Source organism: Gemmatirosa kalamazoonensis (assembly GCF_000522985.1).
In the GTDB taxonomy this organism is placed as follows: domain Bacteria; phylum Gemmatimonadota; class Gemmatimonadetes; order Gemmatimonadales; family Gemmatimonadaceae; genus Gemmatirosa; species Gemmatirosa kalamazoonensis.
The window spans coordinates 841,057-856,038 of the sequence record NZ_CP007129.1 but is presented as its reverse complement, the minus strand read 5'-3'; the positions used below and the strand labels follow the sequence as shown (position 1 = coordinate 856,038).

Annotated in this window: 25 protein-coding genes; 23 read left to right on the top strand and 2 right to left on the bottom strand. The window is 69.3% G+C overall.

Annotated elements, in window-relative coordinates; genetic code table 11:
* Positions 1 to 27 precede the first annotated feature (27 nt).
* From J421_RS26925 to J421_RS26875, 10 genes are all read left to right on the top strand, one after another.
* Positions 28 to 480 carry a hypothetical protein gene (locus tag J421_RS26925; protein ID WP_148306568.1) on the top strand — a complete coding sequence of 151 codons (453 nt, stop codon included), beginning with the start codon at positions 28 to 30 and terminating at the stop codon, positions 478 to 480.
* 105 nt (positions 481 to 585) lie between these two features.
* Positions 586 to 897 (top strand): hypothetical protein, encoded by a 312-nt coding sequence (locus J421_RS26920; RefSeq protein ID WP_025414219.1) that lies wholly within the window; start codon positions 586 to 588, stop codon positions 895 to 897.
* 531 nt (positions 898 to 1,428) lie between these two features.
* Positions 1,429 to 1,731, top strand: coding sequence for a hypothetical protein (locus tag J421_RS26915; protein ID WP_025414218.1), 303 nt, complete (start codon positions 1,429 to 1,431; stop codon positions 1,729 to 1,731).
* Between the two features lie 107 nt (positions 1,732 to 1,838).
* Positions 1,839 to 2,213, top strand: a complete 375-nt coding sequence (locus J421_RS26910) for a hypothetical protein (RefSeq protein ID WP_025414217.1) — start codon at positions 1,839 to 1,841, stop codon at positions 2,211 to 2,213.
* Between the two features lie 138 nt (positions 2,214 to 2,351).
* Positions 2,352 to 2,738, top strand: coding sequence for a hypothetical protein (locus J421_RS26905; protein WP_025414216.1), 387 nt, complete (start codon positions 2,352 to 2,354; stop codon positions 2,736 to 2,738).
* 116 nt (positions 2,739 to 2,854) lie between these two features.
* Entirely contained in the window at positions 2,855 to 3,088 is a 234-nt protein-coding gene (locus J421_RS26900; RefSeq protein ID WP_025414215.1) for a hypothetical protein, read from the top strand.
* A gap of 110 nt (positions 3,089 to 3,198) precedes the next feature.
* On the top strand, positions 3,199 to 3,798 hold the full coding sequence (locus tag J421_RS26895) for a PH domain-containing protein (protein WP_025414214.1): 600 nt from the start codon (positions 3,199 to 3,201) through the stop codon (positions 3,796 to 3,798).
* A 109-nt stretch (positions 3,799 to 3,907) separates the two neighbouring features.
* The gene (locus J421_RS26890; protein WP_025414213.1) at positions 3,908 to 4,429 is read left to right on the top strand and encodes a hypothetical protein; all 522 of its coding nucleotides are present in this window, start codon (positions 3,908 to 3,910) and stop codon (positions 4,427 to 4,429) included.
* Between the two features lie 538 nt (positions 4,430 to 4,967).
* A complete protein-coding gene (locus tag J421_RS26880) occupies positions 4,968 to 5,366 on the top strand; it encodes a hypothetical protein (RefSeq protein ID WP_025414211.1) in 399 nt (132 codons plus the stop codon).
* 152 nt (positions 5,367 to 5,518) lie between these two features.
* A complete protein-coding gene (locus tag J421_RS26875; protein WP_025414210.1) occupies positions 5,519 to 5,815 on the top strand; it encodes a hypothetical protein in 297 nt (98 codons plus the stop codon).
* Positions 5,816 to 6,294: 479 nt separating this feature from the next.
* Here J421_RS26875 and J421_RS26865 read toward each other — a convergent pair whose 3' ends face one another.
* Positions 6,295 to 6,645 carry a HepT-like ribonuclease domain-containing protein gene (locus J421_RS26865; RefSeq protein WP_025414209.1) on the bottom strand — a complete coding sequence of 117 codons (351 nt, stop codon included), beginning with the start codon at positions 6,643 to 6,645 and terminating at the stop codon, positions 6,295 to 6,297.
* Positions 6,646 to 6,682: 37 nt separating this feature from the next.
* Positions 6,683 to 6,973: a nucleotidyltransferase family protein gene (locus J421_RS26860; protein WP_025414196.1), complete on the bottom strand. Its 291-nt coding sequence runs from the start codon at positions 6,971 to 6,973 to the stop codon at positions 6,683 to 6,685.
* Between the two features lie 237 nt (positions 6,974 to 7,210).
* Between J421_RS26860 and J421_RS26855 the strand changes: the two genes are divergently transcribed.
* The 13 genes from J421_RS26855 (at position 7,211) to J421_RS26800 (ending at position 14,637) form a co-directional block, all read left to right on the top strand.
* Positions 7,211 to 7,606: a YybH family protein gene (locus J421_RS26855; protein ID WP_158508917.1), complete on the top strand. Its 396-nt coding sequence runs from the start codon at positions 7,211 to 7,213 to the stop codon at positions 7,604 to 7,606.
* A 257-nt stretch (positions 7,607 to 7,863) separates the two neighbouring features.
* Positions 7,864 to 8,115: an AbrB/MazE/SpoVT family DNA-binding domain-containing protein gene (locus tag J421_RS26850; RefSeq protein ID WP_025414207.1), complete on the top strand. Its 252-nt coding sequence runs from the start codon at positions 7,864 to 7,866 to the stop codon at positions 8,113 to 8,115.
* Positions 8,106 to 8,450, top strand: coding sequence for a type II toxin-antitoxin system PemK/MazF family toxin (locus J421_RS26845; protein ID WP_236646345.1), 345 nt, complete (start codon positions 8,106 to 8,108; stop codon positions 8,448 to 8,450). Before J421_RS26850 ends, J421_RS26845 begins: the two co-directional genes overlap by 10 nt.
* Positions 8,451 to 8,631: 181 nt before the next feature.
* The gene (locus J421_RS26840) at positions 8,632 to 9,018 is read left to right on the top strand and encodes a hypothetical protein (protein ID WP_148306567.1); all 387 of its coding nucleotides are present in this window, start codon (positions 8,632 to 8,634) and stop codon (positions 9,016 to 9,018) included.
* A 154-nt stretch (positions 9,019 to 9,172) separates the two neighbouring features.
* Positions 9,173 to 9,616 carry a hypothetical protein gene (locus J421_RS26835; RefSeq protein WP_025414204.1) on the top strand — a complete coding sequence of 148 codons (444 nt, stop codon included), beginning with the start codon at positions 9,173 to 9,175 and terminating at the stop codon, positions 9,614 to 9,616.
* A gap of 600 nt (positions 9,617 to 10,216) precedes the next feature.
* Complete coding sequence (locus tag J421_RS26825; protein ID WP_025414203.1) at positions 10,217 to 10,483, top strand: addiction module protein; 267 nt, start codon at positions 10,217 to 10,219, stop codon at positions 10,481 to 10,483.
* Positions 10,396 to 10,791 (top strand): type II toxin-antitoxin system RelE/ParE family toxin, encoded by a 396-nt coding sequence (locus J421_RS26820; protein WP_312845245.1) that lies wholly within the window; start codon positions 10,396 to 10,398, stop codon positions 10,789 to 10,791. Before J421_RS26825 ends, J421_RS26820 begins: the two co-directional genes overlap by 88 nt.
* A 136-nt stretch (positions 10,792 to 10,927) precedes the next feature.
* Positions 10,928 to 11,275, top strand: coding sequence for a hypothetical protein (locus J421_RS33165; protein ID WP_025414201.1), 348 nt, complete (start codon positions 10,928 to 10,930; stop codon positions 11,273 to 11,275).
* 124 nt (positions 11,276 to 11,399) lie between these two features.
* Complete coding sequence (locus J421_RS33160; RefSeq protein ID WP_025414200.1) at positions 11,400 to 11,744, top strand: YggL family protein; 345 nt, start codon at positions 11,400 to 11,402, stop codon at positions 11,742 to 11,744.
* A 441-nt stretch (positions 11,745 to 12,185) separates the two neighbouring features.
* The gene (locus J421_RS26810; RefSeq protein ID WP_025414199.1) at positions 12,186 to 12,500 is read left to right on the top strand and encodes a hypothetical protein; all 315 of its coding nucleotides are present in this window, start codon (positions 12,186 to 12,188) and stop codon (positions 12,498 to 12,500) included.
* A gap of 145 nt (positions 12,501 to 12,645) precedes the next feature.
* On the top strand, positions 12,646 to 12,963 hold the full coding sequence (locus J421_RS32335; protein ID WP_148306566.1) for a hypothetical protein: 318 nt from the start codon (positions 12,646 to 12,648) through the stop codon (positions 12,961 to 12,963).
* A 676-nt stretch (positions 12,964 to 13,639) separates the two neighbouring features.
* A complete protein-coding gene (locus J421_RS26805; RefSeq protein WP_025414198.1) occupies positions 13,640 to 14,203 on the top strand; it encodes a hypothetical protein in 564 nt (187 codons plus the stop codon).
* Positions 14,204 to 14,322: 119 nt separating this feature from the next.
* The gene (locus tag J421_RS26800; RefSeq protein ID WP_025414174.1) at positions 14,323 to 14,637 is read left to right on the top strand and encodes a hypothetical protein; all 315 of its coding nucleotides are present in this window, start codon (positions 14,323 to 14,325) and stop codon (positions 14,635 to 14,637) included.
* Positions 14,638 to 14,982: the final 345 nt, after the last annotated feature.

Here is a 14,982-nt window from a genome sequence, read left to right as displayed (position 1 = left end):
ATCTCGACCGCTCGCCGCCTCGCCGACGTGTTCTGGCCCGCGTTCGAGGAGCGCGACGGTGCGGTGCTACTGGCGGGCACGCGGGTCACGTCGCCGCCCGAGAAGTTCGAGAACCTCGCCGCGTTCGAGCGGTTCTTCGGCCACACGCACCTCTTCGACGAGTTCCGCCACGCGATACCGCTGATCCACGACCCAGAGTGGGACAGTGACCGGCCGGACGCGGCCCACCCGGAGTTCGCGGCTGCCTGGGAGCTGGCGAAGCGGATCGGGCAGATGTGGCTGGCGAAGCTCGGCCAGGACTTTCCCAACCGCGTGTTCCGGGTGTATGTGACGAAGCTCGACGATCCGATCATCCACTTCCACTCGGTCCGCGCAGGCGAGCGCCCGTGGATCTCGGACACTGAGGCAGCGGAGGCGGTCGCCCGCGACGAACTCGCGGTGTACGTGAGTCGGCGGCCTCCGTACGTCCCTGCGAGCTAACGAAGCGTTGAAGCTGACGAAGGCGCGCATGCCTCCTCCCGGCAGCACCGATCACGTCTGCGCCTTCGCAGCTTAACTCTGGCGTTAGACAGCTATTCACAGATCATGTCATTCCAGCCCGCGCCGCTGTGGAAGCAACTCGCCGCCCTCTGGGTCGTGACGGTAGCCCTGGACGTCGGCCTGCTCTGGCTGCAGCTCCACCGACTTGGCAAGTTCTACTGGCTGATCCCGTATCCGACGTGGCGACTCCTGTGGCCTGATTGGGGCGCGCTATTCCGCGCCGCCCCCTTCCTCGGGATGGTGCTGATCCTTTCCCTTCTCGCGCTGGGTGCGACGCTGGCGCTCTGCGCCCCGGCCGCGGCATCGCTTGTCCATCGTGCCCGTCCCAGAGGCAAACAGGCGCGCGCAGCTGTCTAACGAATCGTTGAAGCTGACGAAGCGGCGCACCGCTCCAACCAGGCAGCCTGGCTCCAACCCTGCCGCTCCGCAGCTTAACTCTGGCGTTAGGTAGCCACACGGCTCATCGCGCACACACAGAAATGGGAACTGTCCATCGCGAGGCGCTGAGCGCCTGCCCCCGCTGCGAGTCGCGTCGTCTCGTGCACGGCGAGTTCACGGGCGAGAGCGACGGCGTCCGCTTTCGGGCGAATGCCGCCCGGCTGCCGAGTCTGCGGGTCGGTGTCGACCTCGCAGGAGGTGCGCGCGGCTGCTCGGAGTGCGGGTTGGTCTGGAGCGTGCTCCGGCCGGCCGAGCTCGACGAGCACCTAGCGCGACTGCAGTCCGTGCACGTCGCGAACTGGCGACTTGAGCGACCGAACCGACCGCTTTGAGCGGCTACCTAACGAATCGCTGAAGCTGACGGGTCGGCTGCGGAAGCGCGCTTCGCGCGCAATTATGAAGTCGGCCCGCAGCTTAGCTCGGGCGTTATGTGGCTACACACACCATCGAATGGCACGATTCCGAGTTGACGATGTCTGGGCGCTCTTCTCTGGCCGGCGTGTCGCGGTCGGCGGGAAGGTGCTCGACGGCGAGGTGCGGCCGGGGATGGTTGCGCGGGCGGCGGGCGGGTTCACCGCTGTCGTGCGGGCCGTCGAGTTCGTGCGGCAAGGCGACGGGGCGGAGCAGGTCTCGCTGGACCTGGGCTCGCCCGACGGCCCAGCTGAGCGGCAGGCATGGATCGCCGCGCTAAACGCGCTGTCGGAGCTCACGCTCGACGATCCCCCTGCTGAAGTCTCCGAGCCAGCCACATAACGAATCGCTGCAGCTGACGAAGCCGCGCCACGTTCCGCGCCGGCGGCATAGCTCCAACCCTGCGGCTTCGCAGCTGAGCTCCAGCGTTAGACGTCGACGAGCATCCGATGACACCTGAGGAGACGCCGTTCCAGTTCGGCGACGCCTGGTTCGCGCTCGGTCTGGTCACGCCCGAGCGCCTGGCGGCCCTGCGGGCCGAGTGGGCGTCGGGTGAGGACCGGAGCCCGGAGCACTACCGGTGGCAGGCCTTCGTTGAGTTCCTCGCCGAGCGGCGGCCGCTCAGCGCCGAGCTGGCCGCGGCGCTCTACGAACTCGGGGCGCGTGACCCCGACGCGCACGGGATGGGCGCCGCGATGCGGCACCGCATCGTGGAGCTGCCGGAGTGCCCGGCGTCCGTCCTCGCGGCCGCCGCGGCGTCGGGTGAGCGGCACCTCGTCCGTGCCGTCGAGCGGCGCGCGCGGACCGGCGAGCCGATACGCTAGCGCCCTGCGAGCCGACGTCTAACGAATCGTTGAAGCTGACGAAGGCGCGCAGCGCCCCTCGCGGCGGCGGAATTCACGCTCGCGCCTTCGCAGCTTAACTCTGGCGTTAGCCAGCCACACATTTCGTAGGAGCGGAAAGTGTCCCCAAGCGAGCCCGCGCTCTCCGACCAAGTCCCGGATTTGACGTCTGCGGAGTTCCAGGCGCTCTTGGCCGACGAGGTCGCAAGCCTCGACGCCGAGGTACTGCCCACGTACCGGCGATGCCAGGTGCCGCCGGTGCGGATGGAGCACCGCTGGGAGTTCGATGGCCGACAGGTTGGCGCGCCGGTGTGGGTCGTGGCGCGCGACGGACCCGTGGTGCTTGGGTACGACGAAGTGGAGGAGGAGTGGGGGATCGGTCGTGTCTTAGGCGCGGTGGCCGACGGCGGCGTGGTTGATGACTGGGGTACGTTCGGCGAGCGGCTCCGCTGGACGCTGTTGCGCTTCCCCGATCCGGCAGCCTACGTCCGTCGAACGGCTGGCTAACGAATCGTTGCAGCTGACGGAGCCGCGCATGCTCTCCACGCCGGCAGCATAGCTCCAGCCTCGCGGCTCCGCAGCTGAACTCTGGCGTTAGGCGGCTCCAACTCTCAACATCGACCATGAAGAAGCTCAACACAGTGATCTTCTCCCTGCTCCGATTCCTCCTGGGCGCGGCCGGAGCGCTTTGGCTCGTGGGTGGGCTCGGCGGCGCGCTCAAGGCGGGACTGGATCGGGCGTGGGGGCCGACGGTGACGGGGCTACTCGGCGCCCTGGTAGGCTACGGGGCGGCGTATGGGGCCTTCGTTCGGTTCCCGTGGGAGTCCCGGCTAGAGGCGGACCCGCCCGCCGCCTAACGAATCGTTGCAGCTGACGGAGCCGCGCAGTTTCCCTCGCGGCGGCATAGCTCCAGCCCTGCGGCTCCGCAGCTGAACTCTAGCGTTAGACGTCACCCAGGCATTCTTGCATGGCCGAGTCCATTCCCCTGGCGCTTCAGCAGGTGCTCCAGTACGAGCTCGCTCGCGGCGAGCGGGTCGTGTGGTACGGCCAGCCCGCACCGAGCAGCCGAGCGCTCGCGTCAGCGGGCACGTTCCTGTTCGGCATCCCGTTCCTTGGCTTCGCGCTCTTCTGGACGTGGGGCGCGACCCGCGGCTTCAACGCTCAGAAGCACGGCACGGATAGCTTCGGCTGGTTCGGCTACCTGTGGGGCGGCATGTTCGTGTTCTTCGGCGCGGCGATGGTGCTCTCCCCGCTGTGGGCGTGGTGGGTCGCGCGCCATACCGTGTACGCGGTCACGGACCGCCGGGCGCTGCTCGTCGAGCGGCCCCTCGGTCGGACGACGGTGCAGGGGTTCTCCGGCGAGCGGCTCACGGACGTGATCCGGCGCGAGGATTGGCTCGGGCGGGGGGAGCTGATCTTCGAGCGCGTAGTATCAAAGGGCAGCAAGGGCCGGACGGTCTACCGTGACGTGGGATTCTTCGGGCTGAAGGATGCGCGAGCGGTGGCGAACCTGCTGCCCACGCCTGCCGCCTTCACGCACGCCGATATCGCGACCCGTGACGTCTAACGAATCGTTGCAGCTGACGTGGGCGCGCCTTGATCCGCGAACGGGATAGCTCCAGCCGTGCGCCCACGCAGCTGAACTCTGGCGTTAGACACCGACGAGTATCGTCGCCATGCTTCCTTCCCTCGGCTCTTCGCGCGAGCGGGCCTCCACTTCGGCGGTAGTAGTGCTCGCCGGCATCTGGGCGGCGTTGACGGCGGCGCTCGTGCCGCTCGCGTGGTTCGGCGTCGAGGCTTTCTGGCAGGGTGCCGTGCAGGGTCCAACCCCGGCATCGCCGGTTCCCCCCGGCACAGGCGGTGGTATCGTGCTGACGCTCGCCGCTGGCCTCGGGGAGGCACTCGCTTTGGCGCTTCCGACGCTCGTCGCCCTCGGAGCGCTTGCGCTGTTCGCCTTGCCGCTCGCGCTGGCGTGGCTGGCGCTCCCTCCCGTCCGGCGGGGAAGCTTCCAGTGGCTGGCTCTCGCCGGCGTCGCCCTCGGGGCGCTGGCGGTCACCTCGCCGGCGCCGGCGGCACCATGGGCGCAGGTCGTCTTGTTCATCGCGCCGGCCGTCATCAGCGCCGGGGTGCTGCACACGCTGGTGACGGAGCTGGTCGCCCGAGCGGCGGCACCAACCTCTGCGCCGCCCGGTGTCTAACGAATCGTTGCAGCTGGCGGAGGCGCGCGTCACTCCGCGCGCATTCACAGCTCCAGCCCCGCGCCTCCGCAGCTGAACTCCAGCGTTAGGTGTCCCACGAGCATCGACGTAATGCTGAGTCTTCGAGCAACTGGCTTCCTTCTCGCGGCGCTCTGTGAGCGGCTCGGCTTGTGTCTCCCGCCCGAGGCGCGGCGGAAGCTGCTGAACGACCCGCCGCCGGACGCCGAGAGCTTCACGGCCGCGGTGTTCGCTGCCGAGGGCCTCGAGCGTGCGCCATCGCACCGCGCACTTTATCGTGACGCGCTCGCTTTGGCTGAGCGCGCGTTCGCCGACCACGCTCGAGCGGACACCTAACGAGTCGTTGAAGCTGACGTGGCCCGTCACGCATGATGTTGGAGCGCCCACCAGTACCATCGCGCGGAGCAACCTCTATCAAGCCGGCCGGCGTCGGCCACGCAGCTTAACTCTGGCGTTGGGCGGCTCACACGCGCCGGTGCGGCAGCCGTGGCGCCGAGGTGCCGTCGCGCGTCTATCTGTCATGGAGACTCTGGTCTGGCTCGCGTGGAGCCTCGCCGCGGGAGCCCTGTTGCTGGGGCTCGCCGCGATCCCACTGGCGTACCGGCGCGCACCGCGGCGCGTGTGGGTGGCGCACGGCGTGCTCACGGTGGGTGTCGGCGCCGGGCTGGTCGCCGCAGCGCACGCCGCCGTGTACGGCGGCGTGATACCGTGGTGGCAGACGGGCGCGGGGTACCTGGCGGCGCTCAGCGCGCCGCCGCTGGCCGCCGGCTGGGCGGCCCGGGCCGGCGCGCGCCGCTGGGCGACGCACGCCCGGTGGCGCGTCGGCGTCGTGACGCTCGCGGTGCTGCTCGGCGTGGGGGGCGCCGCTGCGCGCGTCGCCGCGGCGATGCTGCCTGAACTCATCAACGCGGTGCAATGAGCCGCCGCCCAACGAATCGTTGCAGCTGACGTGGCCCGTCACGCATAATGGTTCAGCCCCGGCCGTCTGCATCGAGGTGAGCAATCTCCATCACGCCGGCGGGCGTCGGCCACGCAGCTGAACTCTAGCGTTGGGCAGACAAGTGAGGTTCTATGACCGCGATGAATCCTGCGCTCGTGTTCGGCGCCCTAGACAGCCTCGGCGGAGTCGCCAACCTGCAGGACATATACAAGCAGTTTGCCGTGCTATACCCGGATCTCCTCGCCCGCTACGAGAGCCAGGAATCGTTTCAAGGCACCATCCGTCAGGCGATCCAGTCCGCATGCCCCCAAGCGACGAGCTATCGTCCCGGAAACCCGGTGTTCTTCGAGCAGGTCGAGGAAGGCCGCTACCGGGCCGTGTACCAGGATCGCCGTGACGAGGTAATTGGTCGGGGCCGGCACCTCTAGTCGTCCCGCCGCTGCCCAACGAATCGTTGCAGCTGACGTGGGCGCTTCGGAAGCTCGCTTCGCTCGCATTGGTTGAGATGCCCACGCAGCTGAACTCGAGCGTTAGACAACGACACCCATCTTCGAATGACGACCATCTGGCACTATCGCACACCCGTTGGCGTGTTCTGGATTCGGCCGCAGCCGAACAGCGATGGCCGGTGGTGGCTCGGTGTCGGGGACGAGATGCCGCTTGGCTCGTACCACTCACCCGAGGCAGCCGCGAGCGACATGGGCGACCAGGTCACCGGGTGGTCGGACTGGGACCTGCTGCGAGGAGCGCAGGCGCCGCGAGACCTCAGTGAGTGGACTCCCGGACCGCCGCCTCGCTGACATCACCGAGGCCGTTGTCTAACGAATCGCTGAAGCTGACGAAGGCGCGCATCGTCCCGACCCGGCGCATGGCTCCAGCCTCGCGCCTTCGCAGCTTAGCTCCAGCGTTAGGCCACCACGAAGTTCGTGGAACGCCGAGTCATTCCGCGGCGGCGAGCGCCGCTGCCACCGCCCGCCGCAGGGCTGGCACGGCGTCGCGCGCCGTGGCCCAGACGACCTCGCGGTCGGGGGGTCGCCCAGTAGTGGTGCGCCACCCGGTCGCGCATGCGGGCCACGGGCGACCAGTCCACACTGGGGTGGGCGGCTTCAAGGTCGGGGTCCGCCGCGAGGGCCGCCTTGACGGCCTCCCCGAGCACGATGATCTGGTAGAGGATCGCGTCGCGGACAGCCGGATCGGCGTCAAACGCCTCTCGCCCGCGCGCCACATAGCCGGCGATCGCGTCCGCGGCGTCCGCCATGTGGCGGAGACGGTTCCGCGCAGCTGCGGGCCCGCGCTCAGACACCGATGGCGTCGCGCAGCGCGGCTGCGCGGATGGGCTCCCGGAGCCCCGCTTCCGTCACGACGTCGACCCGGCGGCCGAAGAGCCGCTCGAGCCGGAGTTCTAGGCGGGCCAGGTCGAGGAGGGAGCGACCGGGCTCCAAGGCGACGAGGAAGTCCACGTCGCTATCGTCTCGCTCCTCCCCGCGCGCTACAGAGCCGAACACGCGGACGTCGCGCGCGCCGCTCTCCGCGGCGGCGCGGCGAATCTCGTCGCGGAGTTCGGGTAGTCTGTCGCGAAGTCGCATAGCGCCGGTAACTTAGCCACCCGAGCAAGCGGGCGACAGCGGGCACGTGGCCGGCGAGTCGCGCGCCGGTGGCCTAACGAATCGTTGCAGCTGACGGAGCCGCGCGGCGCTCCTCGAGCTCCAGAGCTCCAACCCTGCGGCTCCGCAGCTGAACTCCAGCGTTAAGCGGCACCGGACTCCATCAAGGGAGGACGCATGCTAGAGCGACTCGGCCGCTCGATCGTAACGATTGCGGCCGTGACCCTGTGCGGGGGTGGCTGCGCCCGCGGCGCACGCGTCTCCACCGCGCCGCCGACCTCCACCGAGCGCGCGGTGCGGGCCGCGGCGGCGGAGTGGGTACGCGCCGCCGCGGAGCGCGACGGCGAGGCGATGGGTGCGTACTTCGCCGAGGACGCCTTCGTGATGTATCCGCGGCCGCAGCCGACGGTCGGGCGGGCCGCGAACACCGCAGTGTGGGTGACGCTGTTCGCCCGGCCCGGCGCGCTGCACCCGCTCACGACCGACTCGGTCGTCGTCGCGCGGTCGGGCGACTTGGCCTACGTGACCGGGCGCTGGCACTTGAGCGCGCCGGCGGCAGGCACGCAGCCTGCTACTGATGTGGGGGCCGCTACGTGGCAGTGTGGCGCCCGGTAGGGCCCGGCGGGGCGTGGCGGATCGCGGCGCTCTCGGCGAACACGCTCCGCCCCGCACCAGAGATGTGACGCCGACGCCCGGACACCGCCGCCTAACGAGTCATTGAAGCTGACGAACGCGCGCAGCTCTCCTCGCGGCAGCATAGATCACGCTCGCGCGTTCGCAGCTTAATTCCAGCGTTCGGCGGACTCACGCCCTGGTGGGCACCGGCGAGAGTGCTTACAATGTATGCACACCCCTCTCGCCGGCAGGCTGCCATGAAGGCCCGCATCGTCCGCGTCGGTAACTCGCGTGGCATCCGCATCCCGAAGCCCCTCCTGGACCAGGCGGGGCTCGCTGAGCACGTCGAGCTTCATGCGGAGCCCGGCCGCATCGTCATCGAGGCGGTGAAGCGGCCGCGCGACGGCTGGGCGGAGGCGGCGCGGCGGATGGCGGCGCGCGGCGACGATGCGCTGCTCGACGCGCCGACGCCGACGCGGTTCGACGACGAGGAGTGGGAGTGGCGCTAAAGGCGGTGCGGCACGCGGCCGACCGCGGGGCCGTCTACCTCGTCGAGCTCGACCCGACGCGCGGGAGCGAGATCCGGAAGACGCGGCCGTGCGTCGTGGTGTCGCCGGACGAGTTGAACCACCACCTGCGGACGGTAATCGTCGCGCCGATGACCACCGCGGGGCAACCGTACCCGTGGCGCGTGCCGTGTCGGTTCCGCAATAAGGCGGGCACCGTCGCCGTAGATCAGCTCCGGACCGTGGATCGCGAGCGACTGGTGCAGCGGCTCGGCGCGCTGCCCGACGCGACGGTGCTCGCCGTGTTGGAGCGCCTCACCGAGTTCTTCGCGCCGTAGCGCCGCCGAACGAATCGTTGCAGCCGACGGAGACGCGCAGCGCTCGTCGCGGCAGCAGAGATCACGTTTGCGCCTCCGCAGCTGAACTCCAGCGTTAGGCGGCTTGCAAGCCTGGTTGGGCCGACATAGCGTCCATTGGTCCGCTTGGATGCCGTCCCGCTCGTGCCTCGAGGTTGTCCCGATGTCGAAGTGCAGAGTCAGCCCACATGGCAGGCTGGTTGCGCGTGTCCCTCAGCCCGCCGGCGCCGCTGCGCTGCTGCTGTTTGTGGGGATCGTCGGAGGGTGTGACGACCCCGTTTCGGTGTCGGGCGAGAATCGGCGCGTCTCGGCCGGCGTCGGGACCGAGGTCGTGATCACGCTGGGAACCGTTCGGCCCGGGGAATTCGCCAGCCCACCCGAGATCAGCTCGCCCAGTCTGGAGTTCGTCGAGATGTCGTACGTAGGCGCGCTGCCCGGCGGGCCGACGCAGCGCTTCCGTTTGCGCACGGTGGCGCGAGGACGGGCGGTCGTCACGTTCCGGCACACGTTTGCGTCGCGTGTAGTCTCAGACACGGTCGACGTGCGCTAGGGCGGCGCGGCGCCCGCCCGGGTCTCCCGAGCCGCCTAACGATTCGTTGCAGCTGACGGAGGCGCGCAGCGCTCCTCCGGATTCACAGCTCCAGCCCTGCGCCTCCGCAGCTGAACTCCAGCGTTAGGCGACGACACGCGTCCACGGTCACGCAATGAAAATCTCCCTGGCCCTCTCCTTGATCCTTGTGGCGACAAGTTGGACGTACGTGCCGACTGTCACCGCGCAGTCCGTGAGCCATCGGCGGCTGAGCGAGGCGGAGGCATGTACGCTGGCCCGTTCGGTGAACGGGCGCCCCGTCTCCCTCCCGCGGCTGGTCTGCGAGCCGCAGGCGCTGGCCGGGGCGCCGTCGATCGGCTACCCCGAGTGGTTCGTGGCCTACCAGCTCATCGTGCCGGAGACGTCGGGCGGGACGAGCGTGAACCGCGGGTTCTACGCGGTCAATCGGGTCACCGGCGACACGTGGGAGTTGGTGCTGTGCGAGCATGTCTCCTCGACCGCGATCCGGCGTGCCCAGGCGCGGTTACGCCGCGAGTCTGGCCTATCGAGGGTCGCATGGGCGCGCGCCGCCCGCGAGCGGCCGTGTGAGTCGGTTTAGGGGTGGCATCCGGGCTACACGCTGGCCGTCGCCTAACGAATCGTTGCAGCTGGCGGAGCCGCGCAACATCCCGACCCGGCAGCCCGGCTCCAACCCTGCGGCTCCGCAGCTGAACTCTAGCGTTAGACAACGACACCCATCTTCGAATGACGACCATCTGGCACTATCGCACACCCGTTGGCGTGTTCTGGATTCGGCCGCAGCCGAACAGCGATGGCCGGTGGTGGCTCGGTGTCGGGGACGAGATGCCGCTTGGCTCGTACCACTCACCCGAGGCAGCCGCGAGCGACATGGGCGACCAGGTCACCGGGTGGTCGGACTGGGACCTGCTGCGAGGAGCGCAGGCGCCGCGAGACCTCAGTGAGTGGACTCCCGGACCGCCGCCTCGCTGACATCACCGAGGCCGTTGTCTAACGAATCGCTGAAGCTGACGAAGGCGCGCATCGTCCCGACCCGGCGCATGGCTCCAGCCTCGCGCCTTCGCAGCTTAGCTCCAGCGTTAGGCATCATCGCAGGTATCGGCGTTCCGCGCGCGTCACTGCCTGCGCCGTCTCCCGCTGCCGAGTTGCTTGCCGGAGCGCCGGGGAGCAGATTTCGGCCATGGTCCGCCCCGCCTTCGACATCGCCCAGCTGACCGTGGCTGAGCGGCTCGAGCTCATCGAGGAGCTCTGGGCCTCGCTCGCGGCCCGTCCCGACCTGCTCCCGCTCACGCCGGCGCAGCTCGCGCTTGTCGCCGAGCGGCGCGCCGAGCAGGAGCGCGACCCGGGGAGCGCGGTCCCGTGGGACGTCGTCCGCGCGGAGCTATTCGCCGACCAGGAGGCCGACGAGCGGGCGGCCGCCGAGCGCGCTGCCGGGCGGGAGGGGTGAGCCCGCGCCGGCGCCTGGTCTTCCGGCCGGGCGCCCGGGCCGAGATTCGGGAGGCCCGTGGGTGGTATGAGGCCCGCGTGGCGGGATTGGGGCGCCGGTTCCTAGCGGACCTCGACGCGACGATGACCCACATTGTCGAGCGCCCAGAGATGTACCAGGCGATCGCGGACAGCAGCGGCGATCGGCGCGCCCTCCTCCGACGGTTCCCGTACAGCGTCGTGTACCGGGTCACGAGCGCCGAGATCGTTGTGCTCGCGTGCCTCCATCACCGACAGGACCTAGACGCCTGGCGCCCGCCGGCGCGCTGATGCCTAACGAGTCGTTGAAGCTGACAAACGCGCGCACCGCTCCAACCGCATCCATAGTCCCAACCCCGCGCGTTTGCAGCTTAACTCCGGCGTTAGCCGGACGCGCAAGCTCACAGAGACTCTGGGAGGAAACGCCATGTCCCCGATACTCGAGATTCGGGCGACGCCGGACCAGCAGGTCGACTTCGCGCTCGCTGCGCTCTTCCGCGGCGTGGCGTTGAGCGACGCCGAGCGGGAGGGCGCGGAGGCAGTCATCCGCGCCGATGTGCTCGCGCGGAGCGAGCCGCCGGCCCCGGGAGAAGATGGTTGGGAGCGCGATCTCCGCTCGATGGTCGAGCGCAACGTCAAGCTCCGGGCGCTGCTCGCCACCGAGGCGCAGAGGGTGGCGTTCGACGCGAACGCCACCGCCCAACGCCAATTGCTGGAGGAGGTGCGCCGGGGTGCTGTGCTTCGCGAGCCCGACGCACCCTCGAGGGCCGGCTAACGAATCGTTGCAGCTGGCGAGGGCGCGCAGCGCTCCTCGCGGCCGCATAATTCACGCTCGCGCCCTCGCAGCTGAACTCCAGCGTTATGCCGACCACCAAACTCTTACGGCCTGGATACCTCGCGTGAACAAGCGTCAGCGGAAGAAGTATCGCCTCGGCGAATTTCAGGAGCTCGGGTTCGAACTGGGGTTTTGCACGCCCGCGGACTGGTCCGACGACGAGCAGCTTGACTTCTGGGATGCCGCCATCGCGCAGATCGAGGCGCTCGGCCTCGCAATCGGCGGCGGGACCGGGACGTGCTGGGACGTGTACGTCTCGTCTCTCGCGGAGCGTGGGACGGTTTCGCCGGCCCAGCGGGACGCGCTCCTCGACTGGCTCGCTGCACAGCCGGGCGTGTCCGACGTACGCGCCGGCCCGCTCGAGGACGCGTGGCATGACGGAGCACCGGTCCGCACGCCGGCGGCATAACGAATCGTTGCAGCTGACGAAGGCGCGCAGCGGCCCAGCCGCATGCACAGCTCCAGCCCTGCGCCTTCGCAGCTGAACTCAAGCGTTAGCCAGCTAGCACGCATCATTTCTAAGCATGGTCCGCAGCCGCCTCTTCGTCGCCGCATGCTGGGGCCTCGGTCTTGTCGCCGGGGTCTACGCCCTTTTCCATATTGGCCCGCAGATGCAGTGCGCTGCTGACCCGAGTTGTACGTGGGACGGGGAGCGCTGGTGGCACGCGCCACTTCTGCTATTCATCACTCTTGGCCCCGGACTCACGGCTGCGATCGCGCGCCGTCGAGTCCTACGCCGAGCTGGCTAACGAATCGTTGAAGCTGACGAAGGCGCGCATCGCTCCTCCCCGGCGGCATGGATCACGCCCGCGCCTTCGCAGCTTAACTCCAGCGTTAGCCCGCGACATCCATGGTCGGACGAGCCGCCATCCTCTTCACCATCTTCACGCTCGCCGGAGCGGCTGCGGCCTGCGGGCGGACTGCGCGCCGGGCTGCGGACTGCTCGCGCGCGGCGGGCGACAGTGCGCGGGCGGTGTGCGTCGCGCTCGATACGCTGGCCCGCGGGGCGCGGCTGCCGTCGCGGGTGTTCCGGGTGGAGCATACCGCCGACGGGTTCCGCGTCGTGACGGTGCCGGCGAACCCGCACACGCTCGACGGCATGGGCGTCGTGGACGTGACCCGTGCCGGCCGTGTCACCAGCGTGGTTGTCACGGACAGCGCCTGACCGCACACTTCACGCAGCCGCGGTCTAACGAATCGTTGCAGCTGACGAGGCGGCGCGGCGTTCCTCGCCGGCAGCATGGCTCCGACCCTGCCGCCTCGCAGCTGAACTCCAGCGTTGGGCGGACGTCAAACATGGAGGTGATGAGATGGAGGAAATTTTCCGTTATCAGCATCTCGAGCAGGCGCGCAATGCTGCGATTGCGTGGCTAGAGGCGAAGGGTGCGCACTTCAGCCTCAATCACAACGTCGAGATTGGCCGGCTTGGAACCTTCGAGGGAGCAGAAGTCGGGGTCAGCCCGAGGTCGAAGCCGTTCTGGCGCCTGCGCATTGACGACGACCCCGCCAAGGGGCCGCACTACAATGCGGAGTTCGGGGAGGGACCCTCGCGCAAGAAAGCAGCGTTCTGTTTTCCAGCATCCGCTGAGACGATGGCAAGACTGGCATCGCGACGCGCGCGGCGATGATCGTCCGCGGCCGTGGGGATGCGCGTAGCCAGACAGTCGCTCACCCGTCACGCGCTACGGATCCGCCGGTCAGGTGGGAGCGCCGAGTCGCTCGGCCTGGTGGCCTGCTGTGACCCCCGAGCGCGTGCCGCCCAACGAATCGTTGCAGCTGACGAAGGCGCGCATCGTCCCTCACCGGCAGCCGAGATCACGTTCGCGCCTTCGCAGCTGAACTCCAGCGTTAGGCCGCGTGGACCATGCACGCATCTCACGTGTGCGGCGCATTGGAGCGCGTGAGCCGCTGGCCGGCGGGGGGCAGCGGCGGTGATCGGCTGGGCGCGACGCCGGTGGCGCGGTGTCGAGCCGCCGCCGGCGCGCCGCGGGTCGTCGCGCCCGGGCATCAGGTTGTGGACGCGACGGCGCGTGGCGGGAGAGAGAGGTGCGCCGCGGGGGCGGAGCCCGGTGCCGGCGGCTCGCTCGGCGGCGCGATGCCCGCGAACCCGGCGCGGCGCTGGCGGCGGTGCGCGCGGCGCCGCACCCTTCCGCTGTCGCTTGTCGGAGCGCGGCAGCGCCGGTCATCCCGCAGCCTAACGATTCGTTGCTGCTGACGAAGGCGCGCAGCTCTCCGCACCGGCAGCACAGATCACGTTCGCGCCTTCGCAGCAGAACTCCGGCGTTAGCTAGCAACCAAGCATCCGTGACCGACACAGAGCAGGAGCAGGAGCCGAAGCCGCCGCCATCGCGACTCGACGAGGTCCTCAAGAACGTCGAGAGCCTGCCGGAGTGGGCACGCCCGCCGTTCTACGGCGCGTTCTTCGTCTACGCGCTCATGGCCGGCCGCGCGATCCTGCTGCTGCCGTTGCTCGCCATCGGCGTGCTGGTGAAGGGACCGGAGTTCGTGCTGCAGGCGCTGTGGGTCGCGATTGTCGGCGGGCTGGCCGGCCTCGCCGGCGGCACCGCGTGGTCGCTGGCCCGCACGGCGCCCCGCCGTGTTGGCCGGCCGGGGACCTACGTGAAGTGGTGGCTCGCCGTCGCCGTGTACATGGCCACCGCGTTCGCGCTCCTGAGCAGGGATGAGGTCGACCCGAGGCACCACTTCGCGCTACGCGACCCGGTCGAGTGGGTCATCGTGGTCGCCCTCAGCGTGCTGTTCGGGTCGATCCTGGCCGGCTTCGAGTTGGAGGCGCGGCCGAAGCGCCGGCCCCCGTGGGCGCAGCGCAAGCAGCGGGTGACGAGCAGAGTCCATCCCCCTGCTAGCTAACGAGTCATTGAAGCTGACGAACGCGCGCAACTCTCCTCGCCGGCAGCGCGGCTCCAGCCCTGCGCGTTCGCAGCTTAATTCCAGCGTTAGACGCACAACCACCATTGCCAAGTAGCTGAGTGAGCTTTCGATCGATCCTTATCGTCCTTGCCGGCATCCTCGCCGCTATTGCGGGTGTGTCTGGGCTGGCGGCCGTGGTTCAGTTTGCGCGGGCGGACACGAACGCGGGGTTCTCGGACGCTGACCACGCGAACATCCGTGCCGGCCGTTGGTGGGCGCCATTGAGCCGGGACTACGTGCCGCCGCCGGGGGCGCTACTTTCCGCGAGGGGCAAGCGTCTGCGTCGTTCCGGTTGGCGCTGGGCCGCCGCGGCAGTGATTGCCTTAGCGCTGCTGTTCGCGATCGCGCCGCTGATTCGGCGCGCCGGCGTCTAACGAATCGTTGCAGCTGGCGGAGCCGCGCAACATCCCGACCCGGCAGCCCGGCTCCAACCCTGCGGCTCCGCAGCTGAACTCTAGCGTTAGACAACGACACCCATCTTCGAATGACGACCATCTGGCACTATCGCACACCCGTTGGCGTGTTCTGGATTCGGCCGCAGCCGAACAGCGATGGCCGGTGGTGGCTCGGTGTCGGGGACGAGATGCCGCTTGGCTCGTACCACTCACCCGAGGCAGCCGCGAGCGACATGGGCGACCAGGTCACCGGGTGGTCGGACTGGGACCTGCTGCGAGGAGCGCAGGCGCCGCGAGACCTCAGTGAGTGGACTCCCGGACCGC